Here is a 21,281-nt window from a genome sequence, read left to right as displayed (position 1 = left end):
CCCTACGTGACTTCCTCAACCATTCTGTCGTGCACTGTGGGATCCGTTTTCACGCGACACGCTGTAGGCGGGAAGCTCGGGCTCAGCCTGTCGCCTTCTTCTCGGCGCGGCTGAGAAACGACGCAATCCTGTCTGGCAGCCCGGCGGTTTCGAGAAGCGGCGCGTGGCCCTGTCCGGCGACTGTCACCGTTTCGATATCAGGGTGACGCCGGCCCATTTCTTCGAGCGTTTCGGCCGAAAGCAGCATCGAGTTGGCGCCTCGGATCGCCAGCATGGGGATCGCTGCGAGCCCGGCGAATTGCGGCCAGAAGGTCGGCAGGGGCTGGCCGAGGTCGACGCCGTTCAGGGTCTTGAGCAGGCCGGGATCGAAATCGGGGACGGGCACGCCGTCCTCGTCGCGATAGAAGGCTCGAACGAGTCTCTCCCAGTCTGCTTCCTCCAGGGCCGAAAAGCTCTGCCCCATCGCCATGCGCTGTATGGCGACGGCCTCGGTAAAGTCCCTGGGCTTGGGCGCGCGCTCCAGATAGGCGCGGATCTGCGCGAGTCCCGCACCCTCGACGGCCGGCCCGATGTCGTTGAGGACGGCGGCTTTCAACGCCGCCGGCCGTATCGCTGCCAGAACATGGATGATCAGCCCGCCGCGAGAGGTGCCGATGAAGGCGCCGTGCGCGACGCCGAGTGCGGTCAGGCCCGCCAGGATATCCCCGGCCTCGACCATGACGTCATAGTTGCGCCAGTCACGGTCATTTTCCGAAAGGCCGCGACCTCGATAGTCGAAGGCGATGACGCGCCGAGGAGACTTGGGGTGATGCGCCAGAAACAGCGCCAGTTCATGGAAGTCGCGAGCGTTGCGGGTAAGGCCGGCGAGACAGATGACGGGAAGGGTACCGGGACTGGCCTCGCCATAGATGCGGGCATGGAGCCTCAGCCCGTCCTGAGACGAATAGTAGAAGTCCGAGAACCCGTCGGCCGCTTCCATGAAACACCTTCCCGTCGAAACGATTTTCGGACCGAACCTATCCGCAGCGGGCGTGTATACGCAATGCGCCCGGCCTGACCCGGCCGGCCGGGGCAATCGATACGAAGCGGAAGGGGCGCTCGATCTGATCGGCGCACAGCGCCTCTCGTCAGCGGCCGCTTACGAGATCTGCGGCGATGTCGAAACGGCCGGAAAGGCGCATCTTGTAGACCTGGTAGTTCTCCATCACGCGCTGCACATAACTGCGTGTCTCGGAAAACGGTATCCGTTCGATCCAGTCGACGACGGTATCGAGATCCTCGCCGCGGGGGTCTCCGTAACGGCTGATCCACTGCCGGGCACGGCGGGGACCGGCATTGTAGCCTGCGAAAGTCAGCACATAGGATCCCTTGAAACGGCCGAGCTGCTCGCCGAGGAACGCTGCTCCCAGCGTCGCATTGTAGCCGGCGTCCGTGGTGAGGCGGGATTGAGAGAAGGGCAGGCCGTTGCGCTTGGCGATATCCCTGGCGGTGCCGGGCATGAGCTGGAGCAGGCCACGCGCACCGGCTCGTGAGACGGCGCCGACATTGAACTCGCTCTCCTGCCGCGCCACCGCATAGGCGAGCGCCTTTCCCGCGCTCGATATGTCGGCCGTCGCAGGTATGACGCCGACGGGGTGCGACAGGGCGCCGATGTCGAGGCCGCGCGCGATCGCGATCTTGGCCACGCGGAGTCCGAGGAAATGATTGTCGCGCTTCTCGGCCATCGCCGCCAGCAGCGCCAGTTCGCCCGGGCTCGTCAACTGTTCGGCGAGGTCGCGATAGAGGATCTCCGCGCGCGCCGCATGGCCCGCCTGTTCCAGCCGCCGGATGGCGTGGACGGCTTCACGCCGCGCGAAGTCCTGCCCCTCCGTGACCGACGGCTGCGGATGGCCTATGGCTATCGCCGCGCGTCCGATCCGTTGTGCGGCAAGCTGGCCGTAGAAACATGTGCCGTAGACGGCCGCTTTCTCGAAATAGCCTTCGGCGTCGCCCGGCCCGCCCGCCTCGGCGGCTCGGCCCAGCCAGTAATAGGCACGCGACAGCGAGATCGGACCGCTGGCGATCTCCGCGATGCGAGCGAAATGCACGGCCGCGGTCTTGGGATCGCCGAGATAGCGCAACGCATACCATCCGGCATGGAACTCGGCCTCGGCAGCATTGACGGGGCTCTTTGCCGAATGTTCCGCGGCCACCTTGTAGGCGCTTTCCGGAGCGCCGGCGTCGATCAGCTCACGCGACAGCACTCGCCGTTCCGTCCACCAGGCGTCGGGGTCGATCAGCGTGCCACCGTCGCGCGGCGCCAGGGACATGATCGCGGCGGCTTCGGAGAATTTCTCCGCGCGACGCAGATACCTTGTCCGGGCGAAGAGGTAGCCGGCCGACCTCTGCGCGGCGGGGACGGCTTCGAGCAGCTTGCCGGCATTGCCGTCGCCGCGATTGACCGCGCTCCAGGCTTTCCACAAGGGGAATGCGTTGGCGAGTGCCGCGACCCGCCCCGCCGCGGCGGGGCGCTCGAGGTAAAGCATCCTCTCCATGCGCTCGCGATGATCGGCGGTCGGCAGGAGCGTACCGAATTCGGCGATGATGGCCGCCTCGTCCCCGGCTTCGAGCCTCTCCGTCCGCCAGAACGGGGAAAGCACGGCGAGGGCCTTGTCCCGGTCGTCCCGCGCGATGTAGGCGCGGGCGAGCAGGATCATGCCTTCGGGGGTGAGGGGCGGGGCGGCGCCGAGGGCCTGGATCACTGCGACGGGCGAGGGCTGTTCCCGGAACATGGCGCGCTCGCCGTTCCGGCGCAGTGTCGCGAGGCCCGGCCAGCCGGGCAACTCGCGGATGGCCTCGGCGATCTCGGCGCTCGGCACCGTGTCGTTGCCGCTCAGCGCAATCGCCCAGGTGATGATATGACGGTCGAGCGACCGTTCCGGAAGGCTGTCGCGAACGGCGCGGGCCCGGCCGATGTCCCTGGCGGACAGTGCGTCGAGGCCGTCCTTCAGGCTGTCGACGCTATCGGAATGGACTTCGCCGTCGGCCACGAAGCCGCCGGCGCGGACGGATGCGGTCGTACCTCCATCGACCTCGCCTGCCTGAGGTCGAGGCTGGGGCAGTGGCGGGGATACGGGGCCGGGATCGGCCTGGGTAGATCCCGCCGCCAACGCGACAAACGCTGCCGCGACCACGCTGCAAACCGATTTCCCTTGCCCCATGGAGGCCATCAATCCCTTGTCCTCAAAGGATACAGAAAGGTGTGGATCGGCGGAAGCCTGCTCCGGCATTCAGTAGACCGCAAACGAACCGTGAGCATGGATGGTCGCCTGCAAAGATGATCCGAGCATGACGTCGCTTTGCCGGTTGTTCTCCTGCCTTCGGGTCGCCTATCATCGAAGCGCGGCTGTGATCGGACGGGGGCTCCGCGGGACGAAGCGCCGCCGAGGACAGGCCGAATGCCAGGTGGAGCATTGAGATGAATGAGCCAAGGATGGGCCGAACCGGGGATAGAGACGCTGTTTCCGCCTGCCCGCCAGGGATGGCGTACATTCCAGGCGGCACTTTTCGCATGGGGTCCGACCATCACTACAAGGAAGAGGCGCCCACGCACCGTGTGTCGGTCGACGGCTTCTTCATCGACAGGACGCCGGTGACAAACCGGCAGTTCAAGGAATTCGTCAAGGCAACCGGCCATGTCACGGTTGCGGAACAGGTGCCCGACGCGAAGGATTATCCGGGCGCCCTGCCGCATATGCTCTATGCCGGCTCGCTGGTTTTCCAGAAGGCCTCGGGACCGGTCGACCTGAGAGACTGGGGCCGGTGGTGGGCCTTCGTGGAAGGGGCCAACTGGCGGCATCCGCTGGGCGCCCGAAGCGGGTTGTTCAAGAAGGAGAACCACCCGGTCGTCCATGTCGCTTATGCCGACGCACTGGCTTACGCCAGATGGGCGGGCAAGGACCTGCCGACGGAGGCCGAATGGGAATATGCCGCGCAGGGCGGCCTGGAGGACTGCGAATATGCCTGGGGTGACGAACTCACGCCTGGGGGCAGGCATATGGCCAACACCTGGCAGGGAGAGTTTCCCCATGAGAACCTCCTTGGCGACGGTTTCGAACGGACTTCGCCCGTCGGCAGCTATCCCGCCAACGGCTACGGTCTCCACGACATGATCGGCAATGTCTGGGAATGGACCTGCGACTGGTGGTCGGACCGGCATTCGGCCGACGAGGCCAAGGCCTGCTGCGTACCGCCGAACCCGCGGGGTGGACCCGAGGCGGAAAGTTACGACCCCAACCTGCCGGCGATCCGCATTCCGCGCAAGGTGCTGAAAGGAGGGTCGCATCTGTGCGCTCCCAACTATTGCCGGCGATACCGCCCCGCGGCGCGCCATGCCGAGCCGGTCGACACCTCGACCAGCCATGTCGGCTTCCGTTGCGTCGTGCGGACGGCCGCGAAGCCATGATCGTTGCATTGACCTCGCGGAAGTGTCGTGAAGAGGCCAGGCAAGCTTGCTTCTGGCGGATCGTGCTCGTCAGGGAAGGGTACCGGGACCCTCGCAGCGAAGCGGCAGCAAGGGCGTGAGCGAAGGGTCCATGGCGACCTGCGGCGGTACGCTTGGCAAGCCGTGAAACGGCGCTATGAATAAGCGGGGACGACGGTGAAGGGGCTTGTCGTGAAGAGGTGCGCAGTGGTTTTGGGGTCGAGATTGCTTTCCCGGGCAGCCATACTGACGGCATGCCTTTCGTTCCTGGCGATGGTGCTGGCCGCCCCGGTTTCGGCACAGACGTCCCAGGCTCCGGTGCCTGCGGCGCCCCCGGAGAAGGTGGAGCAACTCATGAAGCTCCTCGACGACCCCGAGGTGAAGTCCTGGCTCGCGACGAAGTCCGTGCCGGCTGGCGAAAGCCGGGAACAGGCGGCAGCCGCCGAGATCGCGAGTTGGGAAGACGCAATCCGCCACCACCTTCTGGGGTTGCGCGGAGCCGTTCCGCTCCTGCCCGGCGATGCCGCCAATGCGGTGCAAACGCTGAGGACGGAGATCAACGGCCACGGCTTCGCAACGATAATTCTTCTGTTCGGCGCGCTGTTGGCGCTCGGCTTCGGGGCGGAGTGGCTGTTCCGGCGAGCGATCGCGGCCCGTCGCGATACCGGCAGTCATGAGGAGGCACGCAGCGGCGCATTCCGCCTGCTCTCGGAACTGATGCCGGTGGCGGTGTTCTCCATTGTCAGCGCCGGTGCCTTCCTCGTCTTCCAGTGGCCGGCCCTGTTGCGCGTCATCATCCTCACCTATCTGGTGGCATTCATCGTCGTGCGTGCCGTGATCGCAATCGCGCGGACAGTGCTTGCTCCCGAGCCGACCGTAGCTTCTGGTGAAGGTGCCCCCCGCATGATCGCGACCGGTGATGCCGCCGCGCGGTTCTGGTATCGGCGCCTGGTTATCTTCATCGGTTACCTGATGGCGGGCTGGGCCACGGTGAGCCTGCTGCCGCGCCTGAAATTCCCTTATTATGACGTGGCCCTCATCGCCTATGTGCTGGGAGCAGGGCTGCTGGCGCTTGCGATCGAAATCGTCTGGAGACGGCCCAGATCCGATACGTCGTCCGAGCCCTCGGTCGTGGTGAACTGGCTTCTTACGGGCTACCTCGTCGTCTTGTGGGGGCTCTGGATCGCCGGCATGAACGGGGCGCTGTGGGTCGGCATCTACGCCCTGGTGCTGCCGAGAGCGATGTCGATTGCCGGCCAGGTCGCGCAGGCACTGGCAGCGACGGAGGAGGATCCACATGCGGTCCGGACGGTTCTGATCGTCCGCGGAGCTCGAGCGCTGGTCGTGGTCGCGGCGGTGTTGTGGCTCAGCCGGATGCTGCAGCTCAACCCCGGAACGTTGGCGCAAGACAACGCGGTTGCCAGCCAGATCATGCGAGGCGTGCTTCGCGGCGTCGTCATCCTGCTTGGCGCGGACCTGCTCTGGCATCTGGCGAAGGCCTATATCAATCGCAGCCTTGAGGTCGCATCGGGCAGCGATCCGGTCGGCGCGGCCGAGGCCGCGCGGCGCGGGCGTATGCGCACCCTGTTGCCGATCTTCCGCAACGCATTGGCAGTCCTGATCGCCGTGGTGGCGGTGCTGATGGTGCTGTCCGAATTCGGCGTGCAGATCGGGCCGCTGATCGCGGGCGCGGGCATCTTCGGCGTCGCGATCGGGTTCGGCTCTCAGACCCTGGTCAAGGACATCATGAGCGGCATCTTCTATATGCTCGACGACGCGTTTCGCGTCGGGGAATATATACAGAGCGGCAGCTACAAGGGTACGGTGGAGTCCTTCAGCCTCCGTTCCGTCCGTCTGCGCCATCACCGTGGACCGGTCTTCACAGTTCCTTTCGGTGAACTGGGCGCCGTCCAGAACATGAGCCGCGACTGGGTCATTGAGAAGATGACGATCGGCGTCACCTACGATTCCGACATCGATCTGGCCCGCAAGCTCATCAAGAAGGTTGGTCAGGAACTGGCGCAGGAACCCGAATTCGCCGAAGGAACGATCGCGCCGCTCAAGATGCAGGGCATCGACAGTTTCGGCGACTTCGCCATCGTGCTGCGCATGAAGCTGATGACCAAGCCCGGCGCGCAATACGGCATCAAACGCAAGGCTCTCATGCTGATAAAGAAGGCCTTCGACGAGAACGGCATCAAGATAGCGACGCCCACGGTCCAGGTTTCCGGCGGCGACGAGGCAGCCGCGGCGGCGGGCGAGACCTTGCGCAAGCGCCAGGCCGCCAAGGCAGCCGCGCCTGCCGCCTGAGGCTGCTGCAGGACGGGCACCTGGTCTTGCGGCAGCATAGCGCCAGGACTATGGTGCGCGGCCCCGTTTTCAGCTAGAAGGGCGCCCAGATCCGGGCGGCTTGCGACCGGAGGTTCTCCAAGGAGTTCGACGAAAATGCTGAGAGGCTCGATGACTGCGCTCGTGACACCGTTCCGCAAGGACGGAAGTCTCGACGACAAAGCCTTTCGCAGCCTCGTCGAATGGCAGATCTCCGAGGGCACCAGCGGGCTGGTGCCCGTCGGCACGACCGGCGAGTCGCCCACACTCACTCATGACGAGCACCGTCAGGTCGTAAGAGCTTGCGTCGAGGTCGCCAGGGGCAAGGTGCCAGTCGTCGCAGGGGCCGGCTCGAACAACACGGCCGAGGCGGTCGGGCTCGTGAAATATGCCGAAGAGGTCGGCGCGGACGCAGTGCTGGTCGTCACGCCCTACTACAACAGGCCGACGCAGCGTGGCCTCTACGAGCATTTCGCCGCTGTCGCCAGGGCGACCTCGTTGCCGATCATCATCTACAATATCCCGCCGCGCTCGGTGATCGACATGATGCCTGAAACGATGGGCCGGCTCGCCAACGACTTCAAGAACATCGTCGGCGTGAAGGACGCGACCGGCAAGATCGAGCGCGTGTCGGAGCAGCGTATCACCTGCGGCAAGGATTTCGTCCAACTCTCCGGAGAGGATGCGTCGGCGCTCGGCTTCAACGCGCATGGCGGCCAGGGCGCGATTTCGGTCACGTCCAATGTCGCGCCGCGCCTTTGCGCCGAGTTCCAGGCGGCGACCCTCGCCGGCCAGAGGGACAAAGCGATCGAATTGCAGGACCGGTTGATGCCGCTGCACAAGGCGCTGTTCATCGAGCCCGGCGTCTCCGGAGCGAAATATGCGCTGTCCCGGCTCGGCAAGATCGAGAATGTGGTGCGCTCGCCGCTGGTGACGGTGGAGGAGGGCACCGCCGAGCGTATCGACGCGGCCATGCGCCACGCCGGGTTGCTCAACTGAAGCCTGTTCCTGCAGATGAACCAGAAGAAGAACGATCCGAACAACCGGACTGTAGCGGAGAACCGCAAGGCGCGGTTCTCCTATGAGGTCGTCGACACGGTCGAGGCCGGGCTCGTGCTTACCGGCACCGAAGTGAAGTCGCTGCGCCAGGGGCAGGCCAACATCCAGGAATCCTACGCTTCCGTCGAAGACGGCGAGATCTGGCTGATCAACTCTTATCTGCCGGAGTATCTGCAGGGCAATCGATTCAATCACGAACCACGGCGCCGCCGCAAGCTGCTCTTGAACAAGCGCGAAATGGCGCGGCTTGCCCAGAGCGTCGAGCGCGAGGGCATGACGATGGTGCCCCTGAAGATCTATTTCAACGATCGCGGCCGCGCCAAGCTGCTGCTCGCCATCGCACGCGGCAAGAAACTGCACGACAAACGCGAGAGCGAGAAGCAGCGCGACTGGGCGCGCGAGAAAGGCCGTCTGCTCAGAGCGCGCGGATAGAGGGGCAGCGCGTTCCGCCGATGCGTCGGCCGCCAGAGCGGGTCGGCGCGGCACAGGAATGCGTGCAGCCGGCCGGCGGATTTGTCCGGGCCCGCACTGAATCGTCCCGCCGGCCGATGGCGCATGCCAAGCTTGGGCCGGACGTGGCGAAAGACCCGGCTACTCGCTCAAGAAGTCGGATATCTCTTTGAAAACGTTGACGAACATCTCTTCCGTGAGCACGCCGGTGTTGGTGTTGTAGCGCGAGCAGTGATAGCTGGAGAACAGCGTCACCCGTCCTATCTGCTTGTGTCCGCCATGCTTGAAAGGATGTGCGGCAACGCGTTCGCCGAGCGACCGGACGACCGACTGGTGGGCGATCGCGCCGAGGGCCAGAATGGCTTCCAGCCGCGGGAAGCGTTCGATCGTCGGAATGAGGAACGAACGGCAGGTTGCGATCTCTTCGCCTGTCGGCTTGTTGCCGGGCGGTACACAGCGCACCGCATTGGTGATCGCGGTGCCGACCAGTTCGAGACCGTCATCGGGCCTTGCGGCGTACTGCCCCCTGGCGAAGCCGAAACGCGTCAGCGTCTGATAGAGCAGGTCGCCGGCATAGTCGCCGGTGAACGGTCGTCCACTGCGGTTTGCGCCGCGAAGGCCGGGCCCGAGGCCGACGACGAGCAGCCGCACGTCGGTTTCGCCGGCCGGCGGGATGAAGGTCGGCACCGGCGCATTGAACCATGTCGGCTCCTTCACGCGCCATTCGGCGATGAAGTCATGGAGCCGGGGACAGAGCGGGCAGTCGCGATCGGGCTCGGCCAAGCCGGCCGGCGCCAAGGGGGCGCGCAGCATCAGAGATCGTCGTCGCTTTCGACAGGCTCCTGCCGTCTCACCGGCCTTTCGGACGGATCCCGGCCGACTTCGCTCTTCAGCGCCATCAGGTCGATGAAATGATCGGCCTGACGGCGCAGATCGTCGGAGATCATCGGCGGCTGGGAGGCCATGGTCGAGACGATGCTTACCTTGCGGCCTCGACGCTGCAGCGCATCGACCAGCGTGCGGAAGTCGCCGTCGCCGGAGAAGATGACATAGTGGTCGACGACATCGGCGAGCTCGAGCGCGTCGATGGTCAGTTCGATGTCCATGTTACCCTTGATCTTCCGCCGTCCCGTGGAGTCCGTGAACTCCTTTGCCGGCTTGGTCACGACCTTGTAGCCGTTGTAGTCGAGCCAGTCGATCAGAGGCCGGATCGAGGAGTATTCCTGGTCCTCGATGAGGGCAGTGTAGTAATATGCGCGCAACAGGTAGCCGCGTTTCTGGAAGCTTCCGAGCAGCTTGCGATAGTCGATGTCGAAGCCCAGGGCACGAGACGTGGCATAGAGATTGGCGCCGTCTATGAAGAGCGCAATCTTCTCACGAGGATCGAACATGTCGAAAATTCCTTTGTCGAAATAACGGTAGCGGCAAACGTTCGAACTTACAAAGGATCGGCATGAACAGGCCGCCGATCCCATCATCTGGAATTAGCGTCCAAACAATGCCATTCCAAGTGCTTGCAAGGGACAAGGCAAAAAAATGTGATCGAAGGGAGAGGGGCGCGCAAGTGTGCGCGGGGGCCGCCGGTAGCTCTCTGATGCGGGATCGCAACCCTGGTACCGGCCGGGTCGCTGGGCGAGCGCTGGGCGCCTGTGCGCTTGTGTTTCCCCGCCTTTCGCGGTATGGACCGGCCAGTTTTCCAAGAACATCCAGGAATGAAAGGGGCAGTTCATGGCCCGCGTAACTGTTGAGGATTGCATCGACAAGGTCGACAACCGCTTCGAGCTCGTCCTGCTCGCCGGGCACCGGGCCCGTCAGATCAGCCAGGGCGCGCCGATCACCGTCGACCGCGACAACGACAAGAACCCGGTCGTGGCCCTGCGCGAGATCGCCGACGAGACGCTTTCGCCGGGGGACCTCAAGGAGGATCTGATCCACTCGCTGCAGAAGCATGTCGAAGTCGACGAGCCCGAGGCCGACGCCCAGGAGGCGATCGATCAGGCGGCCGCTTCGAATGCCGCCGATGCCGACCGCGAAGAGGACACGATCGCTTTCGACCGCATGAGCGAAGAGGATCTTCTCGCCGGCATCGAGGGTCTCGTGCCGCCGGAAAAAAGCGACGACTACTGATCGGCGATCGCGCCGCGGCACCTTTCGCGGCGGCCGTTTCGTGGCTATCTATGGCATGCGCCGGGCGCAACGCGCGGCGCATGATTCATTTTCAGGCACCGGATCAGCACCATGATGCGTCAGTATGAGCTTGTCGAGCGCGTGCAGCGCTACAAGCCCGACGTGAACGAGGCGCTGCTCAACAAAGCCTACGTCTATGCCATGCAGAAGCATGGCCACCAGAAACGGGCGTCTGGCGATCCCTATTTCTCGCATCCGCTCGAAGTGGCGGCCATCCTGACCGAGATGCACATGGACGAGGCGACCATCGCGGTGGCGCTGCTCCATGACACGATCGAGGACACGACCGCCACGCGCCAGGAGATCGACGAGTTGTTCGGGCCCGATCTCGGCAAACTGGTCGAGGGTCTGACCAAGCTCAAGAAGCTCGACCTCGTCTCCAAGAAGGCCGAGCAGGCCGAGAACCTGCGCAAGCTCCTGCTGGCGATCTCGGAAGACGTGCGGGTGCTGCTTGTCAAGCTGGCCGACCGGCTCCACAACATGCGCACCCTCGACCATATGCGCGAGGACAAGAAGCTGCGCATCGCCGAGGAGACGATGGAGATCTATGCGCCGCTGGCGGGCCGCATGGGCATGCAGGACATGCGCGAGGAACTCGAGGAACTCGCCTTCCGCACCATCAATCCCGAGGCACACCGCACGGTGACCGAACGGCTGAAGGACGTGCTCGATCGCAACCGCACCGTCATCGACGACATCGAGAAGGCGCTGTCGGGACTGTTCGAGAAATATGCGATCAAGGCCGAGGTGAAGAGCCGGCAGAAGAAGCCGTGGTCGGTGTTCCGCAAGATGGAGACCAAGGCGCTGTCCTTCGAGCAGCTTTCCGACATCTTCGGCTTCCGGGTCATCGTCGACACGGTCGAGGACTGCTACCGTGCGCTGGGCGCCATCCACACGGCATGGTCGATGGTTCCGGGGCGTTTCAAGGACTATATCTCGACGCCCAAGCAGAACGACTACCGGTCGATCCACACGACCATCGTCGGCCCGTCGCGGCAGCGTGTCGAACTGCAGATCCGCACGAAGGCGATGAACCGCGTCGCCGAGTATGGCGTGGCAGCCCATTCGGTCTACAAGGACAGCGCCGGCAAGGCCAACGGCTCGGGTGCGCCGATCTCCAAGGACACCAATGCCTACGCCTGGCTGCGTCGCACGATCGAGCAACTGTCCGAGGGTGACAGCCCCGAGGACTTCCTGGAGAACACCAAACTCGAACTGTTCCAGGACCAGGTGTTCTGCTTCACGCCGAAGGGCATGCTGATCGCCCTGCCGCGCGGCGCGACGCCGATCGATTTCGCCTATGCCGTCCATACCGATGTCGGCGACACCTGTGTCGGTGCCAAGGTCAACGGCCGCATCATGCCGCTGATGACGGAACTGAAGAACGGCGACGAGGTCGAGATCATCCGCTCCAAGGCGCAGGTGCCGCCGGCCGCATGGGAATCGATCGTCGTCACCGGCAAGGCGCGCGCCGCGATCCGCCGCGCGACCAAGAACGCCATCCGCAAGCAGTATTCGGGCCTCGGCATCCGTATCCTCGAGCGTGCCTTCGAGCGCGCCGGCAAGGCTTTCTCCAAGGACAAGCTGAAGCCCGTTCTGCACCGGCTGGCGCGCAAGGACATCGAGGACGTCCTGGCTGCCGTCGGCCGCGGCGAACTCGCCTCCACCGACGTCATGAAGGCGGTCTATCCCGACTACAAGGACGAACGCATCACCCAGGCGCTGCCCAAGCCGCGCGAGGAGGGGTGGTACAATCTGCGCAATGCGGCCGGCATGCTTTTCCAGATTCCGAGCCGGGCCTCGAAGAAGCAGAAGAAGGCAGCCGCTCCCGACGGCGCGGTGCCGATTCGGGGGGTGCGCGGCGATCTGCCTGTTCGCTTCGCGCCGGAAGGGGCCGTGCCCGGCGACCGCATCGTCGGCATCATGCAACCGGGATCGGGCATAACGGTCTATCCGATCCAGTCGCCGTCGCTGACCGCCTTCGACGACCAGCCCGAACGCTGGATCGATGTGCGCTGGGACATCGACGAGACGACGCGGGAGCGTTTTCCCGCGCGGATATCGGTGACCGCCATCAACGCGCCGGGTTCGCTGGCCGAAATCGCCCAGGTGGTTGCGGCCAACGACGCCAACATCCATACGCTGTCGATGGTGCGAACCGCGCCCGATTTCACCGAGATGCTGATCGACCTCGAAGTCTGGGACCTGAAGCATCTCAATAGGCTCATTTCGCAGATAAAGGAAAATTCGATCGTCAGCGACGCCAAGCGCGTCAACGGCTGAGAAGGGGACAGGATGACGACAGACGAAGTGCTCGAGATCTTTCGCGAGGCAGGCGCCGTGCTGGAGGGGCACTTCATCCTGACCTCGGGCCTGCGCAGCCCCGTGTTCCTGCAGAAGGCGCGAGTCTTCATGCATGCGGACAAGACCGAAAAGCTCTGTCGGGCGCTGGCGGCGAAGATCGGCGAAAAGGTCGCCGGCCCCATCGACTATGTCGTCGGACCGGCGATCGGGGGCCTCATTCCTGCCTATGAAACTTCGCGGCATCTCGGCGTTCCGGCGATCTGGGTCGAGCGCGAGGGCGGCGAGTTTCGGCTGCGGCGTTTCGACATCGCCAAGGGCGCACGCGTCGTCATCGTCGAGGACATCGTGACGACAGGCCTGTCGATCCGCGAGACGATCGATTGTCTTCGCGAGCTCGGAGCCGAGGTGCCAGCGGCGGCCTGTATCATCGACCGGTCCGCCGGCAAGGCCGATATCGGCGTGCCGCTGATCGCGCTTGCCGAATATGAAGTGCCGGCCTATCCGGCCGACCGGCTGCCGCCCGAACTGGCGAAGATCCCGCCGGTGAAGCCGGGCAGCCGCAACATATGACGGGCCGTCCCGCATGATCATCGGCATAGGCAGCGACCTGATCGACATCCGCCGCATCGAGAAGTCGCTGGAACGTCACGGGGAGCGTTTCATCGCGCGCATCTACACCGAGGTCGAGCGTGCGCGTTCGGAAGGCCGCAAGCAGCGCGCGGCCTCCTATGCGAAGCGTTTCGCCGCCAAGGAAGCCTGCGCCAAGGCGTTGGGCACCGGTATGGCCGGCGGCGTGTTCTGGCGTGACATGGGGGTGGTGAACCAGCCCGGCGGCAAGCCGACGATGCGCCTGACGAACGGCGCGGCGGCTCGGCTGGAGCAGATGCTGCCGCCGGGTTCGCGACCGGTCATCCATCTGACCATAACGGATGACTACCCGCTCGCTCAGGCATTTGTGATCATCGAGGCGCTGCGCGTCGAATAGCCGCCACGGTTGGGGCGCTTCTGGGCGCGCGCCCACCGTTGCCCGCGGGCGCGCAAGCCGATAAGACGGACCGACCGAATTGAGGACGACATGAGCGTGGCAGAAAAATCCCAGAAGAAATCCGGCGGGCTTGGGGAAACCGTAAGCGTCATCGTCCAGGCGCTGCTGCTGGCCCTGGTCATCCGCACGCTCCTGTTCCAGCCCTTCTCGATCCCGTCGGGGTCGATGCGCCCGACCTTGCTCGAAGGCGACTATCTGTTCGTCACCAAATGGGCTTACGGCTATTCGCGCTATTCGCTGCCGTTCTCGCCGAACCTGTTCTCGGGGCGGATCTGGGACAGCGCGCCCGAGCGCGGCGACGTCGTCGTCTTCAAGTTCCCGCCGAACCCTTCGCTCGACTACATCAAGCGTGTGGTCGGCCTGCCGGGCGATCGCGTCCAGATGAAGGACGGCCAGCTGTTCATCAACGATGTCGCCGTGCCGCGCGTGAAGGTCGGCCAGATCGACAATCCTGATGTCACCGAGGTCGACCGTCCGGTCGACGTCTATCGCGAGACGCTGCCCAACGGGGTCAGCTACGACACGCTCGATCTGACGCCGAACTCGATCGGCGACAACACGCGCGAGTTCGTGGTGCCGCCGGGCCACTACTTCATGATGGGCGACAATCGCGACAATTCGACCGACAGCCGTTTCACCGTGGGCTACGTGCCCGAGGACAATCTCGTCGGACGCGCAAACATCATCTTCTTCTCCATCGCCGACGGCGCGAGCCCGTTGGAGATCTGGCGTTGGCCGAGTTCGCTGCGCCTGTCGCGCCTGTTCACATCGGTGCATTGATCAAGGCGGCACCATGGCCACGAAAAAGCTGACCGGTGAAGCCCTGGCCCGAGCGCTGGCCGGGCCGACCGGTCATCTGTTCCAGGATTTCGACCGGCTTCGGCGAGCCCTGACCCATGCCAGCGCGCGCCACAGCAAGGGCGTCGATTATGAGCGCATGGAGTTCCTGGGCGACCGGGTGCTCGGCCTCGTCATCGCCGACTTCGTTTTCGGCACGTTTCCGGACGCACCCGAGGGCGAGCTGTCGCTGCGCCTCAATGCGCTGGTCAATGCCGACACGCTGGCCGAGATTGCCGACGAGATCGGCCTCACCGATTTGATCCATACCGGAAGCGAGATCCGCAGGCTCGTGGGCAGCAAGCGCGTCAACATCCGTGCCGACGCGCTGGAGGCGCTGATCGCCGCGATCTATCTCGAAGGCGGGCTGGAAGCTGCGAAGCGCTTCATCCTGCGCTATTGGGAGCCGCGTTCGCGCTCGGCCGTGGCGGCCCGGCGCGACCCCAAGACCGAACTTCAGGAATGGGCCCATCAGGTGTCCGGCGAACCTCCTGTCTACACGATCGAGGGGCGGGAAGGTCCCGACCACGACCCTGTCTTCACCATCAGCGTGTGCGTCGGGAGCTATGAGCCGGCGGTCGCCACGGGACGTTCCAAGCGCGAGGCCGAGCAGGCCGCTGCTGCCGCCGTGCTGGTCCGCGAGGGCGTCTGGAGCGTGGGAGAGGATGCATGAGCGAGACATCCGGCGAACGGCCGACGCGTTCGGGCTTCGTGGCGCTGATCGGCGCGCCCAATGCCGGCAAATCGACGCTGGTCAATCAACTGGTCGGGGCGAAAGTGTCGATCGTCACCCACAAGGTGCAGACGACGCGCGCCATCGTGCGCGGGATCGCAACCCACGACCGGACCCAGATCGTCTTCGTCGACACCCCGGGCATCTTCCGCCCGCGTCGCCGGCTCGACAAGGCCATGGTCACCACGGCCTGGGGCGGTGCCAAGGATGCCGATCTGGTGCTGGTGCTGATCGATGCCGAGCGCGGCATCAAGGGTGACGCCGAAGCGATGCTGGAAAGCCTTGCAGATGTCGGCCAGCCGAAGATCCTGATCCTCAACAAGGTGGACCGCGTCAAGCCGGAGGCGTTGCTCGAGCTGACATCGGACGCCAACCAGCGGGTCGCCTTCGAGCGCACTTTCATGATCTCGGCACTGACCGGATCGGGCTGCCGGGATCTGCTCGACTTCCTGGCGGCGAGGCTTCCCGAAGGACCCTGGTTCTATCCCGAGGACCAGATTTCCGACCTGCCGATGCGCCAGCTTGCGGCCGAGATCACCCGCGAGAAGCTCTATCTGCGCCTCCATCAGGAATTGCCCTACTCCTCCCATGTCGAGACCGAGAAATGGGAGGAGAAGAAAGACGGCTCGGTTCGCATCGAGCAGGTCATCTATGTCGAGCGAGACAGCCAGAAGAAGATCGTGCTCGGCCACAAGGGCGAGACGATCCGCGCCATCGGCGAGGCCGCGCGCAAGGAGATCGGCGAAATCCTGGAGCAAAAGGTGCATCTCTTCCTGTTCGTGAAGGTGCGCGAGAACTGGGGAGACGATCCCGAACGCTATCGCGAGATGGGGCTCGAATTCCCGCACTGACCATCATCAGGCGCCCCTGGCACGCCCGAGACGCGGCCGTTACATCATTTAGCTGGGACTATTGGCCTCGCCGCCGTGGCGAGCCTTGCCGCCGCCACACGAATCAGTCTTGTCGGTAGACGTCTGTCCTTGTGCCGCGGCTCGCGCCGCCTTCGGAGCACCTCCGGCCGACGCGCTAGCTGGCGGACAGGGTTCGGGACCGCTGGAAGGAAGCCGATGGTCTACAGATTCGTGCATGCCGCCGACATCCATCTGGATTCGCCGCTGAAATCCTTGGCGTTGCGTGATCCCGACCTCGCCGGGCTGGTCGGCGACGCGACCCGGCGTGCGCTGGTCAACATTGTCGATCTCTGCATCGAGGAACAGGTCGACGCGCTGCTTCTGGCGGGCGATCTCTATGACGGCGACCAGACCTCGATGAAGACGGCCCGTTTCCTCGCAGACCAGATTCGCCGGCTGCACGTGGCGGGCATCGAGGTCTATGTGATCCGCGGCAATCACGACGCGATCTCCCGCATCACAAGGGAACTGATGTTTCCCGAAAGCGTGAAGGTCTTCGGAGGCCGCGCCGACGTCATCGAGGTCGAACGGCCGGGCGGCAGCTTTCCCGTCGCCATCCATGGGCTGAGCTTCGCGCAGTCGCATGCGCCGGAAAGCCTGCTTGGCAAATACAGGTCGCCTGTCGAGGGCGCGGTGAATATCGGGCTGATGCATACGAGCCTCGGCGGCGCGTCGGGCCATGACCGCTATGCTCCCTGCAGCGCGGGCGATCTCGGCGCTGCTGGCTTCCACTACTGGGCGTTGGGTCATATCCATAAGCGGTCCGTGACGGAGGGTGCCTGCGCTATCGTCATGCCCGGCATGCCCCAGGGCCGCGATATCGGTGAGGCTGGCCCCAAATCCGTCACGCTGGTCACGGTCGGCGACGACCGCTCGATCAGTCTGGAGGAGCGGCTCACCAGCGTTGCCGAGTTCGATCGCATCGAGGTCGACGTGAGCGGGGCAGAGGACTGGCGCGGCGTCGTCCTGGCGATCGAGAAGAAGCTGGCGACCGTCCGCGAGCGTGCTCGCTCCCAGCATCTGGTGGCCCGGCTGTCGGTCTCCGGGGCGACGCCGCTTGCATGGCGCATCCGGCGTGACGCCGACATGCTCAAGGCCGAAGCCGATGACAGGGCCTCGGGCATAGGCAGGACCTGGATCGAGAAACTCGACATCGCCTGCACCATGCCGGAAAGCGGTGCGGTCCAGCCCGGCGATCCGCTCACCGAACTTGACCGCCTGATCGCCGAAGAAATCATGGTCGACCCGGCATATGAGGCCGCCCTGATCGAGATCGCGGAAGAATTGCGCGGGCAGTTGCCGGCGGAATGCCGCGACATGTTCGGTGACGACGAGGCGACGTTCCGGGGTGTGCTCGCCGAACTCGGCAGGGAAGGCGCGGAGGAAGTTCTGGCGCGCCTACGACCCGCAGGCGAGGAAAAAGTCCAAGCCTGATGCGGCTTTCCCGCCTCGACCTGACGCGTTACGGCAAGTTCACCGATCTCAGCATCGACTTCGGGCCGGCCGAGGCCGGGCGGCTGGATCTTCACGTCATCTATGGGCCGAACGAGGCGGGCAAGTCCACCACCTTCGCCGCCTATCTCGACCTGCTGTTCGGCATCGATCAGCGAACCCGCTATGCTTTCCTCCATCCCTATCAGAGCATGCGGGTCGGCGGCTTGCTGGAACTGGATGGCGGCGCCAGGCAACTGGTCCGCATCAAACGGCCGCTGAACAGTCTTCTCGATGGCAACGAGCAGCCTGTCCCGGAGGCCACGGTGCTCGGCGGTCTGGGGGGCGTGGATCGCGAATCCTACCGCACCATGTTTTCGCTCGACGATCATTCGCTGGAGGCGGGCGGCGAGAGCATCCTGGCCAGCAAGGGCGATCTCGGACAACTCCTGTTCTCCGCCAGTGCGGGGCTTGCGCATCTCAGCCAGTCGCTCGCCCGGATCCGGGCTGAAGCGGACGGCTTCTACCGATACCGGGCGCGAAGCGGCGAACTGACCGAGTTGAAGACGCGGCTCGCAGCACTCAGACAGGAGCGCGAGACGGTCGACACACTGGCAAGCGAATATGGCAGGCTCATCGAGCAGCGGGCCGCGGCGGAGGCGCTTTACGAGGCGTCCCTGCGTGACCGCGCCGCGGTTCAGTCGCGCATGGACGAGGTGGCGCGGCACATCCGGATTCTGCCGCGCCTGGCCGAGTTTCGCCAGCGTCGCGGCGAGATCGCGACGCTCGACGGATTGCCCCAGCCACCACGCCACTGGAATGCCGATCTGCCGGCCCTTCAAAAAGCCGAGATCGAGTTGGGAGCCAGAGGCGAGGCAGTGTCGGCCGAGATCGAGGCCCTTTCCCGGGAGATCGGTGCAATCGTCGTCGACGAGGCCGCGCGCACCCTGACCGTCCGCCTGGAGCCCCTCGGCGACATGCGTGCGCGCTACGTCACCGCGGAAAAGGACTTGCCCGACCGTCGGCTGCGGCTGTCGGAGTTGGAGCGTCGCATCGCGGCGATCGTCAGGAGCCTGCACAAGGAGGGGGAGCCTCCGGCGTCGCTGGTGCTCGACGCCCGCGCGCTCGGGACGCTGCGGCATCTGGTCGAGAGGCGCTCGGGAATCGACGCCGCGCTTGCCGTCGCGCGGAGCGAACACGCAAGAGCCGAGGCGGCCTATGCTGAAGCCGCGAGCCGTGCGACCGACGCGGGCATCGATCTCGATCCGGGCGGCGGCGACGGCGCGCCGGCGGCCGCCCTGGCCGGCGCTCTGGCCGCGATGCGGGCGAGTGACCATCCTGCGCGTCGGCGGCTGGCCGAGCGGGCCCGGGCGACGCACGCCGATACGCTGGCGGAGCGCATCGCGGCGCTCGGGCGCTGGACCGGGGATCTCGATACTCTCATGCGCATGGCGGTGCCGCGACCGTCGTTGATCGAGACCTGGGCGACGCGGCTCGATGAGGCCGCGCGCGACGGAGCGACGCTCGACAAGGAAATCCAGCGCCTGCGGTCGGAAGAGCGGCGCCTGAGGGTCGAGTTGGACGCGGCAGGCAGGACATCGGGCGTGGTCACCGACCAGGAGGCCGCCGTTGCGCGCGCCGCGCGCGAAGAGGCCTGGGCGGTCCATCGCGGCGCCCTCGACAAGGCGACGGCGGACGCCTTCGAGGCCGCGCTGCGCCAGGACGACCTCGTCACCAATGCTCGCCTCGGCAGGGCCGGCGAGGTCGAAAGGCTCAATCAGGCTGCGAGGTCACTGCTGCTCATCGAAGCTGCCCTAGCGGAAAAGCTTGAGGCAAAGGCCCACGCCGAAACGGAGCTTCACGCCGCGAGGGAGGAGATGGCGGCGGCGATGAAGGAGATGTCGCCAGGCTTGCCGAATGACATCGGCCTGCAGGATCTCAAAGATTGGCTGCAGCGGCGCGCGCAGGTGATCGAGGTTGCGCGCCTGTCGAGGCAAGCCGAAAGGGACGTTCGGGAGGCAGAGGAGGACGGCAAGGCACTGGCGGGACAGCTTGTCTTCGCGCTGGCGTTGGCCGGCGTCCGGCACGCTCCAGACGCATCGATCGACATGCTGATGGCGGCGGCGCAGTCGGCTCTCGACGGGCGTGCTGAGCATTCCGCCGTCGCAAAGCGCATCGTCGAGTTGAAGTCCGATCTGGACCTGCGTGCCAGGGCCCTGGCCGAGGCGAGGGCCGCGGAAGCGGATTGGCACGCGGACCTGGCCGTGGCCTGCGCCGGCACCTGGCTCGCCGGCGCGATGCCTGACGTCGCCGGTCTGCGCGAGATTCTTGAACGTCTCGGCGAGCTCGAAGCGATCCTGCGTGACCGCGAGGGGCTCGCCGACCGCATCGCCAAGATGGAGCAGGATCAGACCTGTTTTGCCGGGGAACTGCGAGCGCTCGCGGTGCGTGTCGGGCTGAAGCCGGACGCTGCGCCGATCGACCTCTACCGGGACTTGGTTTCCAGGGTCGAGCAGGCGAAGTCCGATGCGGAACTGCTGGCCGACAGGCGAACACGCCTGGATGACGCGGCTCGGCGGAAGGCCGGGATCGAGGCCGCGGCCACGACGAATGCGCGGCTCGGGGGCGAGATGACGGCACTGTTCGGCGTCGAGACGCTGGGTGAGGTCGCCGAAGCACTGGCGGCCGTCGATCGGCGGGCCGAATTGCGGCTTCAGGCCGAAAGGCTCGAGCGCGAGGTGCTCGAAGTGACGGGGGCGCCGTCCATCGAAGCGGCGCAGGCCTTGCTCCAAGACGCCGACCGGTCGGCGCTCGAACGGGAGTTTATCGAGCTGAAGGCGCGCTTCGACGATCTCGACCAGAGCAGTCGCGAATTGTTTATCGCCTATCGCAAGGCTGCCGAGCGCGTGGAAATGGTCGGAGGCGACGACGCCGTAGCACGGATAGAGCAGCAAAGGCGGCTGGTGTTGCTGGAGATCGAGGAAAAAGCGAGGGCCTATTTCCGGTTGCGTGCGGGCGCGGCGGCGGCCGAGACGGCGTTGCGGACCTACCGCGAGCGGCATCGCAGCGCCATGATGGCACGCGCATCGGCAGCCTTCGCCACCATCAGCCGCGGCGCCTATGACGGCTTGGCCACCCAGCCGGACAGGGACAGCGAGATCCTGATCGCAAAGGCCGCCGACGGGACCTCCAAGGTGGCTTCGGACCTGTCGCGGGGAACCCGCTTCCAGCTCTACCTGGCCCTGCGCGTCGCCGGCTATCTGGAATACGCGGCCTCGCGTCGCCCTGTGCCCTTTGTCGCCGACGACATCATGGAGACCTTCGACGATTTCCGCGCCGAGGAGGCCTTCAGGCTGTTCGGCGAGATGGCCTCGGTCGGACAGGTCATCTACCTCACCCATCATCAGCATCTGTGCGCCATCGCTCAGCGCGTATGCCCCGGCGCGCGGATCCACGAATTGCCGGCAAGCGGCCGCTAGAGCGCCGCGCGTCCATTTGGACGCGCAAAGGGCGCTCTAGCAGTGCTCGACCAAT

Annotated in this window: 17 protein-coding genes; 13 read left to right on the top strand and 4 right to left on the bottom strand. The window is 65.3% G+C overall.

From position 1 onward, the window contains the following. Nucleotides 1-82: 82 nt before the first annotated feature. Nucleotides 83-979 carry an alpha/beta fold hydrolase gene (locus JN280_RS29090; RefSeq protein WP_202307480.1) on the bottom strand — a complete coding sequence of 299 codons (897 nt, stop codon included), beginning with the start codon at nucleotides 977-979 and terminating at the stop codon, nucleotides 83-85. 148 nt (nucleotides 980-1,127) lie between these two features. Beyond that, nucleotides 1,128-3,209 (bottom strand): lytic transglycosylase domain-containing protein, encoded by a 2,082-nt coding sequence (locus JN280_RS29085; protein ID WP_446720855.1) that lies wholly within the window; start codon nucleotides 3,207-3,209, stop codon nucleotides 1,128-1,130. Nucleotides 3,210-3,520: 311 nt separating this feature from the next. Here JN280_RS29085 and JN280_RS29080 point away from each other — a divergent pair, with 311 nt between their 5' ends. The 4 genes from JN280_RS29080 (at nucleotide 3,521) to smpB (ending at nucleotide 8,281) form a co-directional block, all read left to right on the top strand. Then, a complete protein-coding gene (locus tag JN280_RS29080; RefSeq protein WP_202315094.1) occupies nucleotides 3,521-4,444 on the top strand; it encodes a formylglycine-generating enzyme family protein in 924 nt (307 codons plus the stop codon). A 372-nt stretch (nucleotides 4,445-4,816) separates the two neighbouring features. After that, complete coding sequence (locus JN280_RS29075; protein WP_244742218.1) at nucleotides 4,817-6,772, top strand: mechanosensitive ion channel family protein; 1,956 nt, start codon at nucleotides 4,817-4,819, stop codon at nucleotides 6,770-6,772. Nucleotides 6,773-6,907: 135 nt separating this feature from the next. Beyond that, entirely contained in the window at nucleotides 6,908-7,789 is an 882-nt protein-coding gene (gene dapA, locus JN280_RS29070; protein WP_202307478.1) for a 4-hydroxy-tetrahydrodipicolinate synthase, read from the top strand. 15 nt (nucleotides 7,790-7,804) lie between these two features. Beyond that, nucleotides 7,805-8,281 carry an SsrA-binding protein SmpB gene (gene smpB / locus JN280_RS29065; RefSeq protein ID WP_202307476.1) on the top strand — a complete coding sequence of 159 codons (477 nt, stop codon included), beginning with the start codon at nucleotides 7,805-7,807 and terminating at the stop codon, nucleotides 8,279-8,281. A 159-nt stretch (nucleotides 8,282-8,440) separates the two neighbouring features. On the opposite strand, the gene JN280_RS29060 is transcribed toward smpB, so the two are convergent. Together JN280_RS29060 and JN280_RS29055 are read right to left on the bottom strand one after the other, a co-directional pair. Beyond that, on the bottom strand, nucleotides 8,441-9,112 hold the full coding sequence (locus tag JN280_RS29060; RefSeq protein ID WP_202307466.1) for a uracil-DNA glycosylase: 672 nt from the start codon (nucleotides 9,110-9,112) through the stop codon (nucleotides 8,441-8,443). Continuing rightward, entirely contained in the window at nucleotides 9,112-9,690 is a 579-nt protein-coding gene (locus tag JN280_RS29055; protein ID WP_202307465.1) for a LabA-like NYN domain-containing protein, read from the bottom strand. Before JN280_RS29055 ends, JN280_RS29060 begins: the two co-directional genes overlap by 1 nt. Before the next feature lie 337 nt (nucleotides 9,691-10,027). On the opposite strand from JN280_RS29055, the gene rpoZ reads away from it, so the two are divergent. The 9 genes from rpoZ to JN280_RS29010 all read left to right on the top strand — a co-directional run bounded on the left by rpoZ (nucleotide 10,028) and on the right by JN280_RS29010 (nucleotide 21,226). Then, entirely contained in the window at nucleotides 10,028-10,426 is a 399-nt protein-coding gene (gene rpoZ / locus JN280_RS29050; protein ID WP_202307464.1) for a DNA-directed RNA polymerase subunit omega, read from the top strand. 111 nt (nucleotides 10,427-10,537) lie between these two features. Then, entirely contained in the window at nucleotides 10,538-12,769 is a 2,232-nt protein-coding gene (locus tag JN280_RS29045) for a RelA/SpoT family protein (RefSeq protein ID WP_202307463.1), read from the top strand. Between the two features lie 12 nt (nucleotides 12,770-12,781). Further along, nucleotides 12,782-13,360: an orotate phosphoribosyltransferase gene (gene pyrE, locus JN280_RS29040; RefSeq protein WP_202307462.1), complete on the top strand. Its 579-nt coding sequence runs from the start codon at nucleotides 12,782-12,784 to the stop codon at nucleotides 13,358-13,360. 13 nt (nucleotides 13,361-13,373) lie between these two features. Beyond that, a complete protein-coding gene (gene acpS / locus JN280_RS29035) occupies nucleotides 13,374-13,775 on the top strand; it encodes a holo-ACP synthase (protein ID WP_202307461.1) in 402 nt (133 codons plus the stop codon). A gap of 90 nt (nucleotides 13,776-13,865) precedes the next feature. Beyond that, the gene (lepB, locus tag JN280_RS29030) at nucleotides 13,866-14,615 is read left to right on the top strand and encodes a signal peptidase I (protein WP_202307460.1); all 750 of its coding nucleotides are present in this window, start codon (nucleotides 13,866-13,868) and stop codon (nucleotides 14,613-14,615) included. Nucleotides 14,616-14,628: 13 nt separating this feature from the next. Further along, nucleotides 14,629-15,345: a ribonuclease III gene (gene rnc / locus JN280_RS29025; RefSeq protein WP_202307458.1), complete on the top strand. Its 717-nt coding sequence runs from the start codon at nucleotides 14,629-14,631 to the stop codon at nucleotides 15,343-15,345. Continuing rightward, the gene (gene era / locus JN280_RS29020) at nucleotides 15,342-16,256 is read left to right on the top strand and encodes a GTPase Era (RefSeq protein WP_202307456.1); all 915 of its coding nucleotides are present in this window, start codon (nucleotides 15,342-15,344) and stop codon (nucleotides 16,254-16,256) included. The genes rnc and era overlap by 4 nt, the downstream gene beginning before the upstream one ends. Nucleotides 16,257-16,472: 216 nt before the next feature. Next, on the top strand, nucleotides 16,473-17,750 hold the full coding sequence (locus tag JN280_RS29015) for a metallophosphoesterase family protein (RefSeq protein WP_202307454.1): 1,278 nt from the start codon (nucleotides 16,473-16,475) through the stop codon (nucleotides 17,748-17,750). Beyond that, nucleotides 17,750-21,226 (top strand): YhaN family protein, encoded by a 3,477-nt coding sequence (locus tag JN280_RS29010; RefSeq protein WP_202307452.1) that lies wholly within the window; start codon nucleotides 17,750-17,752, stop codon nucleotides 21,224-21,226. Before JN280_RS29015 ends, JN280_RS29010 begins: the two co-directional genes overlap by 1 nt. The last annotated feature ends 55 nt before the right edge of the window (nucleotides 21,227-21,281 follow it).

This window comes from Mesorhizobium sp. L-8-10, assembly GCF_016756635.1.
Taxonomy (GTDB): Bacteria; Pseudomonadota; Alphaproteobacteria; order Rhizobiales; family Rhizobiaceae.
The sequence above is the reverse complement of the archived record's forward strand: the minus strand, read 5'-3'. Positions and strand labels throughout refer to the sequence as shown.